Annotated in this window: 19 protein-coding genes; 11 read left to right on the forward strand and 8 right to left on the reverse strand. The window is 66.5% G+C overall.

Annotated elements, in window-relative coordinates; all coding sequences use genetic code 11:
- Positions 1–12: 12 nt before the first annotated feature.
- Genes gspK through gspF form a run of 6 tightly spaced genes read left to right on the forward strand, consistent with a single transcriptional unit; the run spans position 13 to position 7,362 of the window.
- Positions 13–945: a type II secretion system minor pseudopilin GspK gene (gspK, locus tag K2O50_RS10685; protein WP_050706124.1), complete on the forward strand. Its 933-nt coding sequence runs from the start codon at positions 13–15 to the stop codon at positions 943–945.
- Positions 942–1,862, forward strand: coding sequence for a GspL/Epsl periplasmic domain-containing protein (locus K2O50_RS10690; RefSeq protein ID WP_082337767.1), 921 nt, complete (start codon positions 942–944; stop codon positions 1,860–1,862). Before gspK ends, K2O50_RS10690 begins: the two co-directional genes overlap by 4 nt.
- Positions 1,852–2,373 carry a type II secretion system protein GspM gene (gene gspM / locus K2O50_RS10695; protein ID WP_050706122.1) on the forward strand — a complete coding sequence of 174 codons (522 nt, stop codon included), beginning with the start codon at positions 1,852–1,854 and terminating at the stop codon, positions 2,371–2,373. The genes K2O50_RS10690 and gspM overlap by 11 nt, the downstream gene beginning before the upstream one ends.
- Positions 2,370–4,739, forward strand: a complete 2,370-nt coding sequence (gspD, locus tag K2O50_RS10700) for a type II secretion system secretin GspD (protein WP_050706121.1) — start codon at positions 2,370–2,372, stop codon at positions 4,737–4,739. Before gspM ends, gspD begins: the two co-directional genes overlap by 4 nt.
- Positions 4,736–6,157, forward strand: coding sequence for a type II secretion system ATPase GspE (gene gspE, locus K2O50_RS10705; protein WP_050706120.1), 1,422 nt, complete (start codon positions 4,736–4,738; stop codon positions 6,155–6,157). The genes gspD and gspE overlap by 4 nt, the downstream gene beginning before the upstream one ends.
- Complete coding sequence (gene gspF / locus K2O50_RS10710) at positions 6,157–7,362, forward strand: type II secretion system inner membrane protein GspF (protein ID WP_050706119.1); 1,206 nt, start codon at positions 6,157–6,159, stop codon at positions 7,360–7,362. The genes gspE and gspF overlap by 1 nt, the downstream gene beginning before the upstream one ends.
- Here gspF and K2O50_RS10715 read toward each other — a convergent pair.
- The gene (locus K2O50_RS10715; RefSeq protein WP_050706118.1) at positions 7,343–8,269 is read right to left on the reverse strand and encodes a LysR family transcriptional regulator; all 927 of its coding nucleotides are present in this window, start codon (positions 8,267–8,269) and stop codon (positions 7,343–7,345) included. The genes gspF and K2O50_RS10715 overlap by 20 nt on opposite strands.
- An 87-nt stretch (positions 8,270–8,356) precedes the next feature.
- On the opposite strand from K2O50_RS10715, the gene K2O50_RS10720 reads away from it, so the two are divergent.
- Positions 8,357–8,662 carry a putative quinol monooxygenase gene (locus tag K2O50_RS10720; protein ID WP_050706117.1) on the forward strand — a complete coding sequence of 102 codons (306 nt, stop codon included), beginning with the start codon at positions 8,357–8,359 and terminating at the stop codon, positions 8,660–8,662.
- A 14-nt stretch (positions 8,663–8,676) separates the two neighbouring features.
- A complete protein-coding gene (locus K2O50_RS10725; protein WP_050706116.1) occupies positions 8,677–9,531 on the forward strand; it encodes a type 1 glutamine amidotransferase domain-containing protein in 855 nt (284 codons plus the stop codon).
- A 47-nt stretch (positions 9,532–9,578) separates the two neighbouring features.
- Here the strand turns inward: K2O50_RS10725 and K2O50_RS10730 are convergent, their stop codons facing one another.
- The 3 genes from K2O50_RS10730 to K2O50_RS10740 all read right to left on the reverse strand — a co-directional run bounded on the left by K2O50_RS10730 (position 9,579) and on the right by K2O50_RS10740 (position 10,985).
- Complete coding sequence (locus K2O50_RS10730; RefSeq protein ID WP_050706115.1) at positions 9,579–9,776, reverse strand: hypothetical protein; 198 nt, start codon at positions 9,774–9,776, stop codon at positions 9,579–9,581.
- Entirely contained in the window at positions 9,766–10,326 is a 561-nt protein-coding gene (locus K2O50_RS10735) for a hypothetical protein (RefSeq protein ID WP_156329642.1), read from the reverse strand. The genes K2O50_RS10730 and K2O50_RS10735 overlap by 11 nt, the downstream gene beginning before the upstream one ends.
- A 170-nt stretch (positions 10,327–10,496) precedes the next feature.
- Entirely contained in the window at positions 10,497–10,985 is a 489-nt protein-coding gene (locus tag K2O50_RS10740; RefSeq protein WP_050706112.1) for a signal peptidase II, read from the reverse strand.
- 195 nt (positions 10,986–11,180) lie between these two features.
- Between K2O50_RS10740 and K2O50_RS10745 the strand changes: the two genes are divergently transcribed.
- Complete coding sequence (locus K2O50_RS10745; protein ID WP_050706111.1) at positions 11,181–12,227, forward strand: class I SAM-dependent methyltransferase; 1,047 nt, start codon at positions 11,181–11,183, stop codon at positions 12,225–12,227.
- A 130-nt stretch (positions 12,228–12,357) separates the two neighbouring features.
- Positions 12,358–13,218, forward strand: a complete 861-nt coding sequence (locus tag K2O50_RS10750; protein ID WP_050706110.1) for a GyrI-like domain-containing protein — start codon at positions 12,358–12,360, stop codon at positions 13,216–13,218.
- Between the two features lie 77 nt (positions 13,219–13,295).
- On the opposite strand, the gene K2O50_RS10755 is transcribed toward K2O50_RS10750, so the two are convergent.
- From K2O50_RS10755 to K2O50_RS10765, 3 genes are all read right to left on the reverse strand, one after another.
- Positions 13,296–14,861 carry a hypothetical protein gene (locus K2O50_RS10755; protein ID WP_050706109.1) on the reverse strand — a complete coding sequence of 522 codons (1,566 nt, stop codon included), beginning with the start codon at positions 14,859–14,861 and terminating at the stop codon, positions 13,296–13,298.
- Positions 14,862–15,030: 169 nt separating this feature from the next.
- A complete protein-coding gene (locus tag K2O50_RS10760; protein ID WP_028691443.1) occupies positions 15,031–15,525 on the reverse strand; it encodes a DUF934 domain-containing protein in 495 nt (164 codons plus the stop codon).
- The gene (locus K2O50_RS10765; RefSeq protein ID WP_050706108.1) at positions 15,509–17,161 is read right to left on the reverse strand and encodes a nitrite/sulfite reductase; all 1,653 of its coding nucleotides are present in this window, start codon (positions 17,159–17,161) and stop codon (positions 15,509–15,511) included. The genes K2O50_RS10760 and K2O50_RS10765 overlap by 17 nt, the downstream gene beginning before the upstream one ends.
- A 217-nt stretch (positions 17,162–17,378) precedes the next feature.
- On the opposite strand from K2O50_RS10765, the gene K2O50_RS10770 reads away from it, so the two are divergent.
- Positions 17,379–18,455 (forward strand): ABC transporter substrate-binding protein, encoded by a 1,077-nt coding sequence (locus K2O50_RS10770; RefSeq protein ID WP_050706107.1) that lies wholly within the window; start codon positions 17,379–17,381, stop codon positions 18,453–18,455.
- A gap of 388 nt (positions 18,456–18,843) precedes the next feature.
- Here K2O50_RS10770 and K2O50_RS10775 read toward each other — a convergent pair whose 3' ends face one another.
- Positions 18,844–19,062 (reverse strand): DUF2970 domain-containing protein, encoded by a 219-nt coding sequence (locus K2O50_RS10775; protein ID WP_050706106.1) that lies wholly within the window; start codon positions 19,060–19,062, stop codon positions 18,844–18,846.
- Positions 19,063–19,091: the final 29 nt, after the last annotated feature.

Consider the following 19,091-nt stretch of genomic DNA (forward strand, 5'->3'; position numbering starts at 1 on the left):
CGCCAGGAGGGCATGGCCGTGATCAGTGCGTTGCTGATCGCCGCAGTGGTGGCGGTGATTGCCGCCGGCATGATCGAGCGTCAGGGCTTGCTGACCCGTCAGGTGGAGAATCGCCAGCTGGCATTGCAGGGCCAGTGGGCCCTGGAGGGCGGCTTGCAGCTTAGCCGCCAGGTGCTGTTCGAGCAGCGCCTGCGCGATCCGCTGGTGCGCGCAGGCCAGCCCTGGTCCCGGCCGATGCGCGACGTGCCGTCCGGCAGCGTGCGTTTCGATGGGCAGTTGGAGGACGAGCAGAGCAAGTTCAACCTGCGCAACCTGGTGGTCGATGGCCAGGTGGACGCCGAGGCGTTGGCGACCTTCCAGCGTCTGTGCGCGCTGATAGGGGTCAATGAGCGACTGGCCACGGCCATTGCCGGGCAGGTGATCGACAGCTACCCACAGCGCCCGCTGGCAACGCCCTCCAATCCCGGCCTGGGCCTGGACAGCGGCCGTGCGACTTCACCGTCCAGCGCCGCCGAAGTGTTGCCGGCCAGGCGCCCGATGCTGCGCAGCGTCGAGGCCCTGGCCGGGCTCAAGGGCATGGATGGCGACGCCCTGGCGCGCCTGCGCCGTTTCGTCACGGTGCTGCCGGCACTTACCTGGATCAACGGCAACACCGCTAGCGCCGAAGTGCTGGCCGCCCAGGTGCCGGGGCTGTCGTTGCAGCAGGCCGCGGTATTGGTAGCTGAGCGCGACGGCGGACGCTGGTTCATCAATCGCGGCGATTTCGTCAATCGCCTGCGCATGCCATCCCTGGCCATGGCCAATGTGCGGGTGGGGATCAACAGCGACTGGTTCCGCCTGCATGGCCTGGCGCGCCAGGGCAATCGCGAGCTTGCCCTGCAGGCGCTGCTGCGCCAGCGCGAGGGGCGGTTGCCGGATGTCATCTGGCGGCGGGTGGGCGCATGAGCACGGTCATGGAGGTCTGGTTGGCACCGCTGGCCGAACTGGACGAGGCGTCGGTGCTGGAGTATCGCCTGGCTGATCGGCACGGGCAGGCGAACCGTGGGCAACTGCTTCGGCAGGCCAAGGGCGCGCCCTGGCGTCTGCACCTGCACGAGCAGGATAGCCTGGCCTTGGATATCGGCATGCCGCCCCTGACCGGCAAGCGCCTGTCGGCGGCAGTGGGCTGCGCGGTGCAGGGGCTGGTGCTGGGGGATGCCGGGCAGGTCCATGTGGCGCATGGGCCGCGTCGGGCCGATGGGCAGGTCGCGGTGGCCTGGCTCGGCTTGGCGGAATTGGCACGGCTGCAAGCGTGGCTGCAGATCGGTGGGATCAAGCCGGCCGGGTTGCACGCCCGTCAGGACGATGCACCGTCGTCGGCGGATCTGTCCGGCGGCCTGGTTGGGCCGGCGAAGCCGATGGCCTGGGGACGCACGCTGGGCATCTGGGCGGCGGCGACGCTGGTCTGGTGCCTGGGCCTCAATCTTTACGCGGCTCACCTGGCTCGCGAAGGTGAAGCGTTGCGTAGCCACATGGTCGCCCAGGTGCGCCTGGCTTTCCCGCAGTTGCCGGTGGTGCTCAACCCGTTGCAGCAGGCGCGCCAGCAACTACAGGGCGGGCAGGGTAGCGCGGCGGCGGGGCTGTCGGCATTGCTGGAGGGTGCCGGGCAGGTCATGCCGTTCCTGGCCGGTAATGTCGAGGCCATGGATTACCAGGATGGGCAGTTGCGTATTACCGCCTTGCCCGACGGCGGCAAGGCCCCGGCGGGCAGCGCCTGGCAGGCCGATCTTGCCGCCCGTGGCATCGACGGCCAGGCCAGCGGGCAGGGCTGGACACTGCGCGTGGCCAATCCGTCTGGTGGGGAACTGGCCCATGTCGATTAAGGCGCGCCTGGCTAACCTGCGTGTGCAGGGGCGGCAACGCTGGCAGGCCCTGGCGGTGCGGGAACGTCGCGCCGTCGCCCTGGGCGCAGGTCTGCTCGGCGTGCTGTTGTGCTGGCAGGTGTTGGTCCAGCCGGCGTTGGCCAGGATCGATCACTGGCAGGCCGAAATACCTAAACTGCGCGGCCAGGCACAGGCGCTCGACGCTCTGCTTGGCGAGCGTCTGGCGCAGCGCCCGGCAGACATCGCCCAGGCAGTGCGCCAGAGCCTGGAACAGGCCGGCCTGCAGGCGCACTCACAGCTCGACGCTGACGGCGATGCCTGGCGCCTGAGCTGGCAGCGGGCCCCGGCCGAAGCGGCGATGGCCTGGCTACAGGGCGTACCGCCGCGGCTGGGACTTGGCATCGGCCAACTGGCGCTGCGCCGCGACCCGGATACCGAACCGGGCAGCCCGGTGACCTTCTCCGGAACCCTTCGCATGGATCAGGCGCATGGCGCTAAGGACCCTTCATGACGTGCCTCCGTTCACCGCGACTGCCGTTCGCGCCCTTGCTCCTGGCCCTGGCGCTCAGCGCCTGCGCCAGCGCGCCGAGCGTGCAACGCCCCTTGGCCAGCAGCGAACTGGGTCGCCCGTTGGCCGAGGCCAGTACCTCGACGGGCGTGCTGGATCATCGTGCCCAGCCCGAGGCGCAGACCCGCCCGGCAACGCACCAGCCTGCCCCTCGGGTCGGCCAGCGCCACAGTCGCGCCGTGGCAACGCCGGTCCCGGCCAACCCGCTGGGTGAGCAGCCTGTACAACTGAATTTCGTCGACGCCGATATCCAGGCGGTGGTGCGCGGCCTGTCCCGTGCCACGGGGCGTCAGTTCCTGGTCGATCCGCGGGTCAAGGGCCAGCTGACCCTGGTCTCCGAGGGCGAGGTCCCCGCCAGCAAAGCCTATGGCATGCTGTTGTCGGCCCTGCGCATGCAGGGTTTCAGCGTGGTCGACGTCGGCGGCGTGGCCCAGGTGGTGCCCCAGGCCGACGCCAAGCTGCTCGGCGGCGCGCTGGTGACCGGGGACCGCGACGCCGGCAACGGCATGGTCACCCGTACTTTCCGCCTGCAGTACGAGAACGCCGTCAACCTGATCCCGGTGCTGCGTCCGATCGTCTCGCCCGACAACCCGATCAACGCCTACCCCGGCAACAACACCCTGGTCGTCACCGACTACGCCGAGAACCTCGAACGGGTGGCGCAGATCCTCGACCGGGTCGACATTCCCACGGCCATCGACACCGACGTGGTGGCGATCAACAACGGGATCGCCAGCGACATCGCCGGCATGGTCAACGAACTGCTCGACAGCCAGGGCAGCGACTCGACCCAGAAGATCAGCGTGCTGGGCGACCCGCGCTCGAACAGCGTGGTAATCCGCTCCGGCAGCCCCGAGCGCACCCAGCTGGCACGTGACCTGATCTACAAGCTCGACAACGCCCAGAACAGCGCCGGCAACCTGCATGTGGTGTACCTGCGCAATGCCCAGGCCGACAAGCTGGCGCAGAGCCTGCGCGGGCTGCTGACCGGCGAGAGCGACAGCACCGGCAACGACGCCACGCGCGCGCTGCTCAGCGGCGGCGGCATGCTCAGCGGCGGCAGTGGCAACGGCACCAGCGGCAATGGCGGCAGCGCTCAGGGCAACAGTGCCAACAACAACGCCAATGCCAGCCGTAGTAGCAACCAGGGCGCCGGCACTACACCGAATGGTTATGGCAGCAGCACCCAACAGAACGACCAAGGCACCGCGTTCTCCGCCGGTGGCGCGACCATCCAGGCCGACAAGACCACCAACACGTTGCTGATCTCCGCTCCCGAGCCGCTGTACCGCAGCCTGCGCGAAGTCATCGACCAGCTCGACCAGCGCCGCGCCCAGGTAGTGGTGGAAAGCCTGATCGTCGAGGTCGGCGAGGACGATGCCAACGAGTTCGGCATCCAGTGGCAGGCCGGCAACCTTGGCAAGAATGGCGTGTTTGGCGGTGCCAACCTCGGCGGCAGCGGACTGGTCAAGGGACCCAGCAGTATCGACGTGCTGCCCAAGGGGCTGTCGGTGGGAGTGGTCGACGGCACGGTGAAGATCCCGGGCATTGGCGAGGTGCTCGACCTCAAGGTGCTGGCCCGGGCGCTGACGAGCAAGGGTGGCAGCAACGTGCTGTCGACACCCAACCTGCTGACCCTGGACAACGAGGCGGCGAGCATCTTCGTCGGCCAGACCATCCCCTTCGTCAGTGGTCAGTACGTCACCGACGGCGGCGGCAACAGCAACAACCCGTTCCAGACCATCCAGCGCGAAGAGGTGGGGCTGCGACTGAACGTGCGTCCGCAGATCTCCGAGGGCGGCACGGTCAAGCTGGACGTCTACCAGGAGGTCAGCAGCGTCGACCAGCGTGCCTCAAGCGCGGCCGGCACAGTGACCAACAAGCGCGCCATCGACACCAGCATCCTGCTCGACGATGGCCAGATCATGGTCCTGGGCGGCCTGCTGCAGGACGGCTACACCCAGACCAACGAGGGCATTCCGTGGCTGTCCGGGCTGCCGGGGGTCGGTGCGTTGTTTCGCAGCGAGCGCCGCGCCAGCAACAAGACCAACCTGATGGTGTTCCTGCGTCCGTACATCGTGCGTGATGCCGCGGTCGGGCGCAGCATCACCCTGAACCGCTACGATTTCATCCGCCGCGCCCAGGGCAGTCTCAAGCCCGAGCACTCCTGGGCCTTGCCAGACATGGACATGCCGCTGCTGCCGCCGGTGGAGCAGGGCGTGCCCGACCAGGGCCGCGCCCAGCCGGCGGCGCTGCGCGCACCACGGGCCGCGATCCGCGCGGTGCCGGTGGACGAGGTGGCGCGTTGAGTCGGCTGCCATACGCCTGGGCCAAGGCCCAGCGCCTGGTGCTGCGGGTGGACGGTGAGGACGGGGCGGTGCTGTCGCGCTGCCCGTCGAGCCCGGCCTGGGCAGTGGCCGAGGTGCGCAGACGCCACGGCCAGGTGCTGGTCGAGGCGCTCGACGATGCGCAGATGGATGCGCTGCTGGTCAGCGCCTACGCCGACACCGGCAGCGCGGCCGCGGTCGTGGGCGCGGCGGAGAACGAGGTGGACCTGGATCGCCTGCTGCAGGACATCCCGGAAGTCACCGACCTGCTCGAGGCCCAGGACGACGCGCCGGTGATCCGCATGATCAACGCCTTGCTCACCCAGGCCGCGCGCGACCAGGCCAGCGATATCCATATCGAGCCGTTCGAGAGCCACTGCCTGGTGCGCTACCGGGTCGACGGCACCCTGCGCGACGTGGTCTCGCCGCGCAAGGCGCTGCACGGCGCGCTGGTGTCGCGGATCAAGATCATGGCGCAGCTGGACATCGCCGAGAAGCGCCTGCCCCAGGACGGCCGTATCGCCCTGCGCGTGGCCGGGCGCCCCATCGATATCCGTGTCTCCACCGTGCCCACCGGTCATGGCGAGCGGGTGGTGATGCGCCTGCTCGACAAGCAGGCCGGGCGCCTGCGCCTGGAGGCGCTGGGCATGGACGCTGGCATCCTGGCGCGGCTCGACCAGTTGATCCGCCAGCCCCATGGCATCGTGCTGGTCACCGGCCCCACCGGCTCAGGCAAGACCACCAGCCTGTACGCCGCCCTGGCGCGGCTGGATGCCAGTGTCAGCAACATCCTCACCGTCGAGGACCCAGTGGAATATGACCTGCCGGGTATCAGTCAGATCCAGGTCAACGCGCGCATCGACATGAGCTTCGCCGTGGCCCTGCGCGCCATCCTGCGCCAGGACCCGGACGTGATCATGATCGGCGAGATCCGCGACCTGGAGACCGCGCAGATCGCCGTACAGGCCTCGCTGACCGGGCACCTGGTGCTGGCCACCCTGCACACCAACGATGCGGTGTCGGCGGTCAACCGCCTGGTCGACATGGGCGTCGAACCGTTCCTGCTGGCCTCGGCGCTGCTCGGGGTATTGGCCCAGCGCCTGGTGCGCCGATTGTGCCCGCACTGTCGCGAGCCCGATCCGACAACGCCCGGGCAGTACCGCGCGGTGGGTTGCGCGCACTGCAACCATTGCGGCTACAGCGGCCGTACCGGCATCCACGAGTTGTTCTGCGTGGACGACGAGGTCCGCAGCCTGGTGCACCAGGGCGCGGGCGAACAGGCCCTGCGCGCCGCTGCCCGGCGCAACGGCATGCGCAGCATGCGCGAGGATGGCCAACGCTGGGTCGACAGTGGCAGCACCTGCCTGGAAGAGATCCTGCGCGTGACACGGGACGCCTGATGAACCGCTATCGCTATGAAGCCGCCGATGCCCAGGGACGCGTGGTCAAGGGCCTGCTCGAAGCCGACAGTCCGGGGGCGGCGATGGCCCAGTTGCGCGCCCTGGGCCTGACAACCCTGGAGGTCGAAGTCCAGGCCGTGGCCGGGCAGGGCAGTGGCCTGTTCGGCGCGAAACTGTCCGACGGCGACCTGGCCTGGGCCACGCGTCAGCTGGCCAGCCTGCTGGCCGCCGGCCTGCCGCTGGAGGCGGCGCTGGGGGCGACCCTGGAGCAGGCCGAGCGCAAGCATGTGGCGCAGTTGCTGGGCGCGGTGCGCGGCGATGTGCGCAGCGGCATGCGCCTGGCCGACGCCCTGGCCGAGCGGCCGCGGGATTTCCCCGAGATCTACCGGGCGCTGGTGGCGGCGGGCGAGGAATCCGGCGACCTGGCCCAGGTGATGGAGCGCCTGGCCGACTACATCGAGGAGCGCAACACCCTGCGCGGCAAGATCCTTACGGCGTTCATCTACCCCGGGGTGGTGGGGCTGGTGTCGGTGGGTATCGTCATCTTTCTGCTCAGCTACGTGGTGCCGCAGGTGGTCAGCGCCTTCACCCAGGCGCGCCAGGACCTGCCCGGGCTGACCCTGGCCATGCTGGCGGCCAGTGACTTCGTGCGCGAATGGGGTGTGCTGTGCTTTGCCCTGATGGCTGGGGTGTTCTGGGGCTGGCGGGTCTACCTGCGCGCTCCGGCGGCGCGCCTGGCCTGGCATGGACGGATCCTGCGGCTGCCGTTGTTCGGGCGCTTCGTGCTGGGCCTGAACACGGCGCGTTTCGCCTCCACCCTGGCGATCCTCGGCAGTGCCGGGGTGCCGTTGCTGCGGGCACTGGAGGCGGCGCGCCAGACCCTGGGCAACGACCGCCTCGACCAGTGCGTCAACGAGGCCACGGCGCGGGTGCGCGAGGGCGCCGGGCTGGCCTCGGCGCTGGCGGTGGAGAGGGTCTTTCCGCCGCTGCTCATCCACCTGATCGCCAGCGGCGAGAAGACCGGCAACCTGCCGCCGATGCTCGACCGCGCCGCCGACAGCCTGGCCAAGGATATCGAACGCCGCGCCATGGGCATGACCGCGCTGTTGGAGCCGTTGATGATCGTGGTCATGGGCGCGGTGGTGCTGCTGATCGTCATGGCCGTGCTGATGCCGATCATCGAGATCAACCAGCTGGTGCAATGACCTGTTGCGCCACCTCCCACACCTGCTGGCGGAACCAGCCACGCAAGGGATCGGCGTGGGTGCGCGCGTGCCAGATCTGCATCACCTCGACGTGCGGCAGCACCAGGGGCAGGGCGTGCAGGCGCAGGCCGGGGTCGCGCTCGACTGCCTCCATGGCCAGCGAGCGCAGGCAGGTCAGCAGCAGGTCGGTGCCACGCACCAGGCGTGTGGGGGCGATGAAGCTGGACAGCCCGGCTACCACCCGACGTTGCTGGCCGAGGGCCCGCAGGGCCTGGTCGACCCGGCCGTCGAGATCGCCGCTCAGGGTTGTCAACAGGTGGTCGCAGGCCACGAATGCCTCCAGGGTCAGGCCGTCGATCAGATGCGGGTTGTCGGCGGCGGCCAGCACCACGAAGTCCTCGCTGAGCAGGCGCTGCTGGTGGAAGGTGTCCGGCAGGTCGCTGTAGAAACCGGCGATGGCCAGGTCGCAGGTGCCTTTCTCCAGCGCCTCGCGGGGCAGGTCGCCACGGGTGTTGTGGGTGACCAGGGTCAGGTTCGGCGCCTGGCCGCGAAGAATCGGCAGCAGCCCGGGCAGCAAGGTCTGCTCCAGGTAGTCGGTGCTGTACAGGTGCAACTGGACCGGGCGTTCAAGGAAGTGCTCGCCGTCGCAGCGGCTGAAGAAGTCCTGCAGGTGCCCGATCAACTGTTGCACCTCGGGTGCCAGTTCGTGGGCCCTGGGGGTGGGCGTGAGGCCGCGTGGCGCGCGCACGAACAGCGGGTCGCCGAACTGGTGGCGCAGCTTGTTGAGCTTGTGGCTCAGGGCCGGCTGGCTTAGCGCCAGGCGTTGCGCTGCACGGGAGGCGCTGCGCTCTTCATAGAGCACCTGGAACAGGTGCAGCAGGTTGAGGTCCTTGTTGCTAATATTCATAAATTGAATCGCAGGAATAAATGCTTTCGAATTATCGAATCATAGCGCGATGGTTAGGATGGGCCCAACCTGTTGAAGGAGTCGCCCATGACCATCGCCATATTCGCCACCATCCAGCCCCTTGCCGAATACCGTGACGCCACCGAGCACGCCCTGCGTCGGATGGTCGAGCAGACCCGCGCCGAGCCAGGCAACTTGCGCTACGACCTGTTCGTGCGCGAGGACGGGCCGCTGGCGTTCGATCTGTTCGAGCTGTACGTCGACGAGGCCGCCGTCGAGGCCCATCGCCACAGCGCCCACTACCAGGCCTACCGCGCCGCCACCGCCGAATGGCTGGCCGCACCGACCCAGGTGCAGCTTGCCCGTCCGTTGGACATCGCGCCATTCAACTGAATCAGGAATCGACCATGAACAAGATTGCTCCCGTTGCGCTGGCGCTGGCCGGCGCCTTGCTGGGTGGCCACGCCGCCGCTGCCGCGAAGGGCGAAGTGCTGGTGCTGCTGTCCAGCGAGAACCAGTTGCCGCTCAAGGACGGCAAACAGTATCCCACCGGTTATTATCTCAACGAGTTCGGCGTGCCCGCCGACCGCTTGCTCAAGGCCGGCTACAAGCTGGTGCTGGTGACGCCCAGGGGCAATGCGCCGAGTGTCGACGAACGCTCGATCGACCCGATGTACTTCGGCGGCGATGCCGGCGAGATGCAGCGAATCCGCCAGGTGGTCGAAAGCCTGCCGGACATTCGCGACACGCTGTCGTTGAAGGAGGTGCTGGCGGGCGATCTGGATCGTTACGCCGGGATCTTCATCCCAGGTGGCCATGCGCCGCTGATCGACCTGGCCAACAACCCGGACGTCGGCACCGTGCTGCGTCATTTCCACCAGGCCGGCAAGCCCACGGCCGCCATCTGCCACGGCCCGATCACGCTGCTGTCGGCGCAGCAGGATCCGGTCGCCTATCGCGCCGCATTGGCCCGTGGCGAAACCCCGGCAGCCGGAGATTGGAGCTACCAGGGTTATCGAATGACCATCTTTTCCGACCCGGAGGAGCAGGTGTTCGAAGGTTCGCTCAAGGACCAGCGCCTGCAGTTCTATCCGGCCAAGGCCATGGCCGGCGCGGGAGGTGACATGAGTTATGCCGAGGCCTGGCAGCCCCATGTGGTGGTTGATCGTGAGTTGATCACCGGGCAGAACCCGTTCTCCGACAAGGCGTTGGCCAATGCGCTGCTGGAGCGGTTGGAGGCAAGTCCGAAGAAGGATGGTTGAACAGTGAAGCGAAGAGGCCCGCAGCGTTTGACGCGGGCTGTCTTCGTTCAGGCGGCAGATGGCTTGCGTGGCTTGTGCGGTCGGCCTGCATAAGCAGAGCTTTCGACCTTGGCAAAAGCGTCGATGGCATCATCCGACAGAAAATCATCGTATTGCGCCGATGCTCGAAAGCGAGCCATCTGCTTGTCGGCAATGGCCTTGAAACGGGCCACGTTGGCGTTGAAATCGCCGGGATCATTCACCATTGGGAAAGCCCTCCAAGGTGGGAGAAGCATAGCCATGGGCCAACTTGTAGGCAAGGCCGATGCCCTTTATCTGGCGGAAACCATCCCGTTCGTAGGCGGCCCGCGCCTGCGGGAGAGGGTCGCGGATGACAACCCATTGCAAGCCCAGCATCAGTGCGTAGTAGCGTACGCCGCTCAGACAGAGAGGTGCGACATAGCTTCTGGTCGGCAGGGTGCTGTCGGGGTTGCGCTGCAGATAGAGGACCATGATCTTTTCTTTGCTAGCCTGGGGTGATGCCCAGCACATTCCTGCCAGGTGATCGTCATGCCAGAGTGCGATATCGAGTGCACGGGCATGGGCGGGGCGGGTTTTCCATTTCAGCACACGGTCCCAGCCGAAATCGTAGTGATCCGGGTGCCAGGCTTCATGTGCCAGGATAGCGCGCTCATCGATTTCGCCGACCGTCAGCCGAATGGCCTGCGTGCCATACTTCTGACTGGCGTCCTGGGTGACCTGCCCGCGTGCGGACTGTTTGAGCCCGGCGAGCTCGGCCAGTTGCCATTCGTCCATGCGCTGCCCTCGAATGCAGGAAAACTGAGGTAGCGTGAAGTTAACTCGAGTTTCTCTCGGACTGGGCCTTAAGAGTTGAAGGAAGTTTCCTTGGCTTGTGTGGCCAGTATCTGACCAAGCGATTTTGGAGGTCGGACGCTCCTGGGTGCGCGACCTCCTGGCAAGAGGGATCAGACCCTGGCCGGTTTCTTCCAGGCACCCAACGCCAGCACCAGCGCACCCGCCATGATGGCGATGTCGGCAAGGTTGAACACGCCGGTATGCAGCGGCCCAAGGTTGAGCACGAGGTAGTCGACTACATGCCCGTCGCGCAGCACCCGGTCGATCAGGTTGGCCAGTCCGCCCATGGCGATGAAGTAGGCCGCACCGGCCTTCACCGGGGTCGCCTGCCAGTGCCTGAGCGCCCAGGTCACGGCCCAGCAGCAGGCCACGCCTACCGCGGCGACGAAGATCAGTTGCTTGAGGCCCTGCGACAGACTGGCGCCGAGGCTGAGGAACGCGCCCGGGTTCAGGCTCAGGACCAGGTCGAGCCAGACGAACTGGTTGCCGACCACATAGCTGTGGTTGTTCAGGGCGACCAGGGCGATCAGTTTCACCCACTGGTCGAGCATGATGAAGGCGACGCCGAGGATCAGGACGAGGGTACGGCTGGAGAGCATGCAGGCAATTCCTTCGCTGCGCGGGCGCGGCCGTCCGGTATTGGCGGGGCTGCCGGCAGCGCGGCGAAGATAGCGCAGGCGGGTCTAGACTTAAAGTCCGGGTCGCTTGCAGACGCGGCCCGATCATCCATCCGACCACCGGCTCCCGGACCGGACGTCGCCGACGGTGGCCTTCTGGCAAGAGGAGGGCAGGTCATGGACGAGGCACGGCTTCAGGCATTCATGGGCAAGCTGGTGGGCGACATGGGCGCGGCGGCGACGCTGGCCAATGTCATTCTAGGGGATGAACTCGGGCTGTACCGGGCCATGGCCGACAGCCAGCCGGTCACCCCCGAGGTGCTGGCCGAACGCACCGGTTGCCAGCCAAGGCTGGTGCGCGAGTGGCTCAATGGCCAGGCCGCGGCGGGTTACCTGGTGCACCACGACGGGCAGTTCACCCTGCAGCCGGAGCAGGCCATGACACTGGCCCTGGAGGATTCCCCGGTCTACATGGCCGGCGGCGCCTCGGTGCTGGCGGCGCTGTTCCATGACAAGGACAAGCTGGTCGCGGCCATGCGCGGCGACGGCGCGCTTGCCTGGGGCGATCATCATCCGTGCATGTTCAGCGGTACCGAACGCTTCTTCAGGCCGGGCTATCGGACCTTCCTGGTGGCCGATTGGCTACCGGCACTGGAAGGTGTAGTGGCCAAGCTGCAGGCTGGCGCCCAGGTGGCCGATGTCGGCTGTGGCCACGGCGCCTCGACCATCGTCATGGCCGAGGCATTTCCGGCCTCGCGCTTTACCGGCTACGACTACCATGCGCCGTCGGTGCAAACTGCCAGCGAACGGGCCCGCGACGCGGGCGTGGCCGAGCGGGTCAGCTTCCAGCAGGCCTCGGCCAAGGACTACCCCGGCCGCGACCTTGACCTGGTGTGCTTCTTCGATTGCCTGCATGACATGGGCGATCCGGTGGGAGCGGCGCGGCATGCCTACCGGGCGCTCAAGGACGACGGCACGGTGATGCTGGTCGAGCCGTTCGCCGAGGATACGCTGGATGCCAACATCAACCCGGTCGGCAGGCTGTTCTATGCGGCGTCCACCTTCATCTGCACGCCCAACTCGCTGTCCCAGGAAGTGGGACTGGGGCTGGGGGCCCAGGCCGGTGAGGCGCGTTTGCGCGCCGTATTCGAGGAGGCCGGATTCCGCCAGTTCCGCAGGGCGACGCAGACACCGTTCAACTTGATTCTGGAGGCCAGGAAGTAGAGATTCGTCGGTACTGTTCTCGATGCGGGCAAGCCCGACTACCAAAGGATGTTTGAGCAAATACGGCTAGGCGGGCCCAGGGGCGGATCGGCGAACCTGTGGCCTGCCGTGATTCCAGGAGCAACCGAGCTTGTCCTTCAATGCCCATTACAAGACCCGCTTCGATACCGTGCTCGCTTACATCCAGGACAACCTGGAAGGCGATCTGTCGGTGGAGGCCCTGAGTGTGGTGGCGCACTTTTCGGTGTTCCACTTCCATCGCCAGTTCAGCGCCTATGTGGGTGTACCGGTGGCCCGCTATGTGCAGCTGATGCGTTTGCGTCGTGCGGCGCATCGGCTGGTCGGCCAGCCCGGGCACTCGGTGCTGGAGGCAGCGCTGGAGGCGGGCTTTGAAAGCCCGGAAGCGTTCAGTCGGGCGTTCCGGCGGGCATTCGGGCACGCGCCCAGCACGTTCCGCCGCCGGCCCGACTGGCAGGTATGGAACACGGTGTTTGCCATCCCTCATTTTTCCAGGAGCATCACCATGCAGGTACGAATCGTCGATTTCGCCGCCGTGCGCCTTGCGGCGCTGGAGCATCGCGGGCCGGCCAGCCAGGTCAGCGAGACCGTGCGTCGCTTCATCGACTGGCGCATGAGCAGCGGGCAATCGCCCGTGGCCAGCAGCCGCAGTTTCGGCATCCCCTTCAACAACCCGGATACCACCGCGCCGGAAGACTTCCGCTTCGCCATCTGTGGGGAAATCCACGAGGCGGTGGCGCCCAACGCCCAGGGCGTGCTGGAGTCGGGCCTGCCCGGCGGGCGTTGCGCCGTGGTGCGGCATGTCGGCTCGCCGGATCATATCGGCGAGACGATCTACCCGATCTACCGCGATTGGCTACCGGCCAGTGGCGAAGAGCTGCGTGATCATCCGCTGTTCTTCCATTACCTGAGCATCTACCCGCAGACGCCGCTGGAGCAGTGGCAGACGGACATCTACGTGCCGTTGCGCTGAGCGCCAGGGCCGAACGCAGACAAGCCCGCCCCCGCAAGGACTGCGGGGGTGGGCTTGTCTGCGCGGCGGCGCCTTGGTCAGTCGCGGATCTTCGCCGGGTCGGTTTGCAACTGCCACAGCCCGGCATGGGCCGCCAGTTGCGCGTCGAGGTCGTACGGGCTGCCGTTGCGCCGGGCCTTCTCAGCGGTCTTGAACAGATCGTCGAGCAGGTTCAGCAGGTTGCGCGAGCGGCTCACCGACTCGGGTGTGCTGACATCCGACTCGAGCTTGCCACCCTCGTAGGTGAATACGCGCTTGTTGCTGGTGGCCTCCTGGGTGGCCTTGGCTTCCTTGAGCACGTTGTCGACGAATGCCAGTTCGGTGGTGCTGCTCGCCGTTTCGCTGAGCGTGTGGTAGCGGTAGTTCTTCTCATCGAACGGATCCGCCTCGGTGAGCTTGGCGGCGGACGACAGGCTCGAATGCCAGGCGGCGTCCAACTTGGCCTCCTGGCGTTGCTGACGGGCGATGGTGGTGCCCTGGCCACTGGTCGAGGTCGATTGCGACACCTGGTAGGCGAAGCGGTCCTCCTCGTCCAGGCGTCGCGCATTCGGGCGGCTGGACGGTTGCACGATCGAGGCCTTGAAGTCGGCCAGGCCGCTGAGCAACGCACGGCTGTAGGTGTTCACCGCGTCGTTGTGGCCCGCCGGGCGTGGGCTGTCGTCGTCGATGCTGTTCAGTTGGCTGAAGGCATCCTTGAGCAGCGAGGTCAGTTGCGCATCGCCCTTGCCGCGTTTCTGCGCATCGTCGAACTGGGTCAGGTAGTTGTCCAGGGCGGCCTGGCGCTGGGCCTTGCCGCCCAGCAGCGCGCCACCCTGGCTATCGAGGTCCAGCTGCACCTGACCGCTCGGGCCATCGAGTTTCAGGCTGCGGGTGGAGCCGTCCAGACGCAGGTCGAAGGTCTGTTGCCCACCGCTGGGCAAATCCAGCTTGGCGTTCATCTGCAGGCCGCTGAACAGGCTCGGGTCGAGCTTGACCAGCGCGCCGAGCTGCAGGCTCGGCGGTTGCCGGGTCAGGCCATTGACTGCCGACTGGAAACCGTCGGCCAGGGCGGCCAGGCCCTTGAGCTCGTTGGCGTTCAGCTCGCCGCCCTGGACTTCGGCGTCGACCGCCAGGCCCCGTTCACCGTTGTACAAGCCCAGTTTCACCGTGGCGCCGGAGGCGGTGGTGAGGCTGAGGGTGACGGTATTGCTGGCGAACTCGCGCAGGCGTGCCTGCTGCAGGCTCAGCGGGGTAGTGTCGGTCTCGTTGAGCTGCAAGGCTGATTGGGAGACGCGCTGGCCGCCATTGGCCGCCAGTTGTTCCACCAGGGCGCTGCCCAGGCCCTGGAAGCGGCCGGCGGTGGTGGACGACTTGACCGCGCTGAACATGTACATGCTCAGCTTGTCCAGCCCGTCCTGTTCCCAGGTGTAGCTGGGCTGCGCGCTGTCCAGGGTGCCTCGCGAGGTGTAGGTCTCGCTGTCGGGAATGCGGGTGTCCTGACCCAGGCTGACCTGGGTGCCAGGGGCGCTGGCGACACTCGCGGGTTGGCGAACGATCAGGTTCTGCGCGGGAGCAGGTGGCGTTTGGATCGGCGTCAGTCGCAGTGCCGAAGTGATCGGGCTCATCGTCGCTTTCCTTGCGGAGTGAAAAGGATATGCCCTGATATCGGCATGCCATCAGAAAACCTGAGCGAGCGTTCGGGTTTTTCCTCGGCCATGTCCGGACCAGTCGTCTTGCAGGCGCAGAAACGAATCGGCCCGCCAGAAGGCGGGCCGAGCGTACGGCAAGCGACGATCAGCGGCGGCGGAACAGCGGCAGCGGTTCGTCGGTGGCGCCCTGGTAGGTCACCGAGAAGTCCTTCAGGCTCTGCAGCGCGTCTTCCGGGTCCTTGTCGGCACGGATGGCGAACGCGTCGAAGCCGCAGCGGGCCATGTAGAACAGCTGGTCGCGCAGCACGTCGCCGATGGCGCGCAGCTCGCCCTTGAACTTGTAGCGGTCACGCAGCAGGCGCGCGTTGGAGTAGTTGCGCCCGTCGGTGAAGGCCGGGAAGTTCAGGGCGATGACCTGGAAGTGCTCGACGTCTTCGCCGATTTCCTCGGCTTCCTCGTCGCTGTCCAGCCAGATGCCCAGGCCGCCATCGCGAGCCTTGAGCAGGCTCGGATGATCACGCCACAGCTGCAGCGGCACGATGTAGTCGTCGCAGTTGGTCAGCTCGTCGATCGAGACGTCCTTGGGCAGCAGGTGCCAGGTTTCGTCGACGATCTGGTTGTTCTTAATGATTCGCTGCATAGACGCGTTCCTTGAAGGGGTCGATGCCGATCCGCTGGTAGGTGTCGATGAAGCGCTCGTCTTCGGTGCGCTGCTCGACGTACACATTGATCAGCTTCTCGATCACGTCAGCCATGTCGTCCTGGGCGAAGGAAGGGCCGAGGATCTTGCCCAGGCTCGCGTCGCGGGCGGCATTGCCGCCTAGCGAGACCTGGTAGAACTCCTCGCCCTTCTTGTCCACGCCAAGGATGCCGATGTGGCCGACGTGGTGGTGGCCGCAGGCGTTCATGCAGCCGGAGATGTTCAGGTCGAGCTCGCCGATGTCGAACAGGTAGTCCAGGTCGTCGAAGCGGCGCTGGATGGATTCGGCGATCGGGATCGACTTGGCGTTGGCCAGCGAGCAGAAATCACCGCCCGGGCAGCAGATGATGTCGGTCAGCAGGCCGATGTTCGGGGTGGCGAAGCCCTGCTCGCGCAGTTCCAGCCACAGCGCGTGCAACTGGCGCTGCTCGACGTCGGCGAGGATGATGTTCTGCTCGTGGGAGGTGCGCAGGTAACCGAAGCTGTAGCGCTCGGCGAAGTCCGCGACGGCGTCGAGCTGCTTGTCGGTCAGGTCGCCCGGGGCGACGCCGGTGGGCTTGAGCGACAGGGTCACGGCAACATAGCCCGGCTTCTTGTGCGCACGGGTGTTGCGCGAGCGCCAGCGGGCGAAGCCCGGGTGCTCGGCGTCCAGGGCGCTGTAGTCGACATTGTCGAGGGCCAGGTACTCGGGGTCGACGAAGTGACGGGCAACGCGCTGCACTTCGTCCTCGGTCAGGGTGGTGCTGCCGCCGCGCAGGTGGGCCATCTCGGCCTCGACCTTCTCGGCGAACACTTCCGGGGTGAGGGCCTTGACCAGGATCTTGATCCGCGCCTTGTACTTGTTGTCACGGCGGCCGTAACGGTTGTACACGCGCAGGATGGCGTCCAGGTAGCTGAGCAGGTCCTGCCAGGGCAGGAACTCGTTGATGAACGAGCCGATTACCGGGGTGCGGCCCAGGCCGCCGCCGACCAGCACGCGGAAGCCCAGCTCACCGGCGGCGTTGCGCACCGGCTCCAGGCCGATGTCGTGCACTTCGATGGCGGCGCGGTCGTCGCTGGAACCGTTGACGGCAATCTTGAACTTGCGCGGCAGGTAGGCGAATTCCGGGTGGAAGGTGGTCCACTGGCGGACGATCTCGCACCACGGGCGCGGATCCACCAGCTCGTCGGCGGCGACACCGGCGAACTGGTCGGTGGTGACGTTGCGCAGGCAGTTGCCGCTGGTCTGGATCGCGTGCATCTGCACGGTGGCCAGCTCGGCGAGGATCTCCGGGATGTCTTCCAGTGCCGGCCAGTTGTACTGCACGTTCTGGCGGGTGCTGATATGCGCGTAGCCCTTGTCGTAGTCGCGGGCGATCTTCGCCAGCATGCGGGCCTGGCGGGCGTTCAGCTGGCCATAGGGCACGGCGACACGCAGCATCGGCGCGAAACGTTGGATATACAGGCCGTTCTGCAGGCGCAGAGGGCGGAATTCTTCTTCGCTCAGCTCACCGGCCAGGTAGCGGCGGGTCTGATCACGGAACTGCTTGACGCGGTCCTCGATGATCCGCTGATCGTACTCGTCGTATACGTACATATAAGTCCTGTCTCAGGCTAGCATGCAGCTAATCGCGCGCACGGCCGCGCACTCCGGGTCGGAGCCGAGGCACGATAGCAGAGTGGGTTTATGCGCTAAAGTGATGTTTTTGCATATGAAAAGAACCATTTGGACTAAGTGAGACTGACTGGCATTTGTCCGCGCCGGTACATCGCGGCGCTATAATCCGGGGTTTGCTCCGCAGGGAAGTAACAGCATGCTCAAGGCCTTGTGCCAGAGCCTGTGCCTGAGCCTGCCACTGGCAGCGAGCGCACAGGCCGCGTCCGTGGTGTTCCTCAACCCGGGCTATTCCAACGAGACGTTCTGGGTCGATTACTCGCGCTTCATGCAGGCCGCCGCCAACGACCTGGGCATGGCCTTGCGCGTGCAGTACAGCGAGCGCCGCGCCGACCTCGCGCTGACCCAGGCCCGTGAGGTGCTGCAAGGACCACAGCGCCCGGACTACCTGGTGCTGGTCAACGAGCAGTATGTCGCGCCGGAGATCATCCGCCTGTCGCGGGGCACCGGGGTCAAGCTGTTCCTGGTCAACAACGGCCTCACCGACAGCCAGGCGCACAGCATCCAGGCGCAGCCGGACAAGTACCCCGAAGTGCTCGGTACCCTGGTCAGCAACGACGAGGAGGCCGGCTACCAGATGCTCAAGGCGATGGCGGCGCAGCTGCCGGCTGACGCGGGGCAGGTTGATTTGCTGGCCTTCGCCGGGGTCAAGACCACGCCGGCCTCGCACTTGCGCGTGCAGGGCATGCGTCGGGCGCTGGCGGAGTTTCCCCAGGTGCGCCTGCGCCAGGTGGTGTACGGCGGTTGGAGTCGCCAGCGCGCCTTCGAGCAGGCGCAGATGCTGCTGGAGCGCTACCCCGACACCCGCCTGGTGTGGTCGGCCAACGACCAGATGGCGTTTGGCGCCATGCAGGCGTTCGAGGCCCAGGGCAAGGTGCCGGGGCGCGATGTCCTGTTCAGTGCGGTCAACAGCTCGCCCGAGGCCCTGCGGGCGCGGATCGACGGACGCTTGAGCGTGCTGATGGGCGGGCATTTCACCCTGGGCGGCTGGGCCATGGTCATGTTGCACGATGACGCCCAGGGGCTGGCGGTGGGGCGCGACGGCCAGCGTGAACATAGCGTGCCGGCCTTGCAGCTGATCGACGCGGACAAGGCCCGACGCTGGCTCAAGCTGCTGGAACAGGACAACCACGGCATCGACTTCCACCGTTTCAGTGCCGAGGGCAGGCCGACGGACTTTCGTTACCCCTTTCTCACGTCACCCGTCGACTACTGAAAGCCCCTGCTTGAGGGAAGGGCATTGCTGGACTTAACTGCTGCTTGTGAAGTGCATTCCCATAACCACTACAAGAGGCAATGCAATGGGAAACTCTACCAAGGTCCGCAAAGCTGACAGCAGTGTCGATGCCTGGGCGATCCTGTGTCTGATCGTGCTGGTGGTGGTCACTGCGGTGTACTGGGTCAGCCATCAGTAGCGGAAAACTGCTCGAGACCGTGAGTCACACCTGAACCGCCCGCGGAAGGGATATCCGCGGGCGGATTGCGTTTTGGAAACAGGATTGCAAGTCACGTGGGAGCGGGCTTGCCCCGCGATGAACGCACATGATCGCGGGGCAAGCCCGCTCCCACGAGTGATGTGTCGTTGCTGACCTGACGCGGCGTCGCTAGCGCGCCGTCAGGTGCATTGCCAGCTGCACCAACCCGATCAGCACGAAGATGAAGATCAGCGTGAACAGCGTCCCCATCACGATGAAATGGCTGGCCTTGCCATAGGTGAAGTCGCGGGCGCGGTTCTTGCCGCTTTGCACGCCAAAGGCGGCGGCGAGGATGCTCTGCAGCATCTGCCAGAAGGTCGGTGGCTTGCCGTGTTGGTGGTCGTCCATGAGTGGCTCCCTGGTTCAGAGGCAATCAC

Source organism: Pseudomonas sp. 2hn (assembly GCF_019646095.1).
In the GTDB taxonomy this organism is placed as follows: domain Bacteria; phylum Pseudomonadota; class Gammaproteobacteria; order Pseudomonadales; family Pseudomonadaceae; genus Aquipseudomonas; species Aquipseudomonas peradeniyensis.

What these genes read in the sequence shown, in the direction of transcription:
- K2O50_RS10760 (WP_028691443.1), bottom strand. Translation starts at nt 15,525, where the DNA reads ATGCAGCGAATCATTAAGAACAACCAGATCGTCGACGAAACCTGGCAC.
- gspK (WP_050706124.1), top strand. Translation starts at nt 13, where the DNA reads ATGGCCGTGATCAGTGCGTTGCTGATCGCCGCAGTGGTGGCGGTGATT.
- K2O50_RS10755 (WP_050706109.1), bottom strand. Translation starts at nt 14,861, where the DNA reads ATGAGCCCGATCACTTCGGCACTGCGACTGACGCCGATCCAAACGCCA.
- K2O50_RS10765 (WP_050706108.1), bottom strand. Translation starts at nt 17,161, where the DNA reads ATGTACGTATACGACGAGTACGATCAGCGGATCATCGAGGACCGCGTC.
- K2O50_RS10730 (WP_050706115.1), bottom strand. Translation starts at nt 9,776, where the DNA reads ATGGTGAATGATCCCGGCGATTTCAACGCCAACGTGGCCCGTTTCAAG.
- gspF (WP_050706119.1), top strand. Translation starts at nt 6,157, where the DNA reads ATGAACCGCTATCGCTATGAAGCCGCCGATGCCCAGGGACGCGTGGTC.
- K2O50_RS10775 (WP_050706106.1), bottom strand. Translation starts at nt 19,062, where the DNA reads ATGGACGACCACCAACACGGCAAGCCACCGACCTTCTGGCAGATGCTG.
- gspM (WP_050706122.1), top strand. Translation starts at nt 1,852, where the DNA reads ATGTCGATTAAGGCGCGCCTGGCTAACCTGCGTGTGCAGGGGCGGCAA.
- K2O50_RS10745 (WP_050706111.1), top strand. Translation starts at nt 11,181, where the DNA reads ATGGACGAGGCACGGCTTCAGGCATTCATGGGCAAGCTGGTGGGCGAC.
- K2O50_RS10715 (WP_050706118.1), bottom strand. Translation starts at nt 8,269, where the DNA reads ATGAATATTAGCAACAAGGACCTCAACCTGCTGCACCTGTTCCAGGTG.
- K2O50_RS10740 (WP_050706112.1), bottom strand. Translation starts at nt 10,985, where the DNA reads ATGCTCTCCAGCCGTACCCTCGTCCTGATCCTCGGCGTCGCCTTCATC.
- gspD (WP_050706121.1), top strand. Translation starts at nt 2,370, where the DNA reads ATGACGTGCCTCCGTTCACCGCGACTGCCGTTCGCGCCCTTGCTCCTG.
- K2O50_RS10690 (WP_082337767.1), top strand. Translation starts at nt 942, where the DNA reads ATGAGCACGGTCATGGAGGTCTGGTTGGCACCGCTGGCCGAACTGGAC.
- K2O50_RS10720 (WP_050706117.1), top strand. Translation starts at nt 8,357, where the DNA reads ATGACCATCGCCATATTCGCCACCATCCAGCCCCTTGCCGAATACCGT.
- K2O50_RS10735 (WP_156329642.1), bottom strand. Translation starts at nt 10,326, where the DNA reads ATGGACGAATGGCAACTGGCCGAGCTCGCCGGGCTCAAACAGTCCGCA.
- K2O50_RS10725 (WP_050706116.1), top strand. Translation starts at nt 8,677, where the DNA reads ATGAACAAGATTGCTCCCGTTGCGCTGGCGCTGGCCGGCGCCTTGCTG.
- K2O50_RS10770 (WP_050706107.1), top strand. Translation starts at nt 17,379, where the DNA reads ATGCTCAAGGCCTTGTGCCAGAGCCTGTGCCTGAGCCTGCCACTGGCA.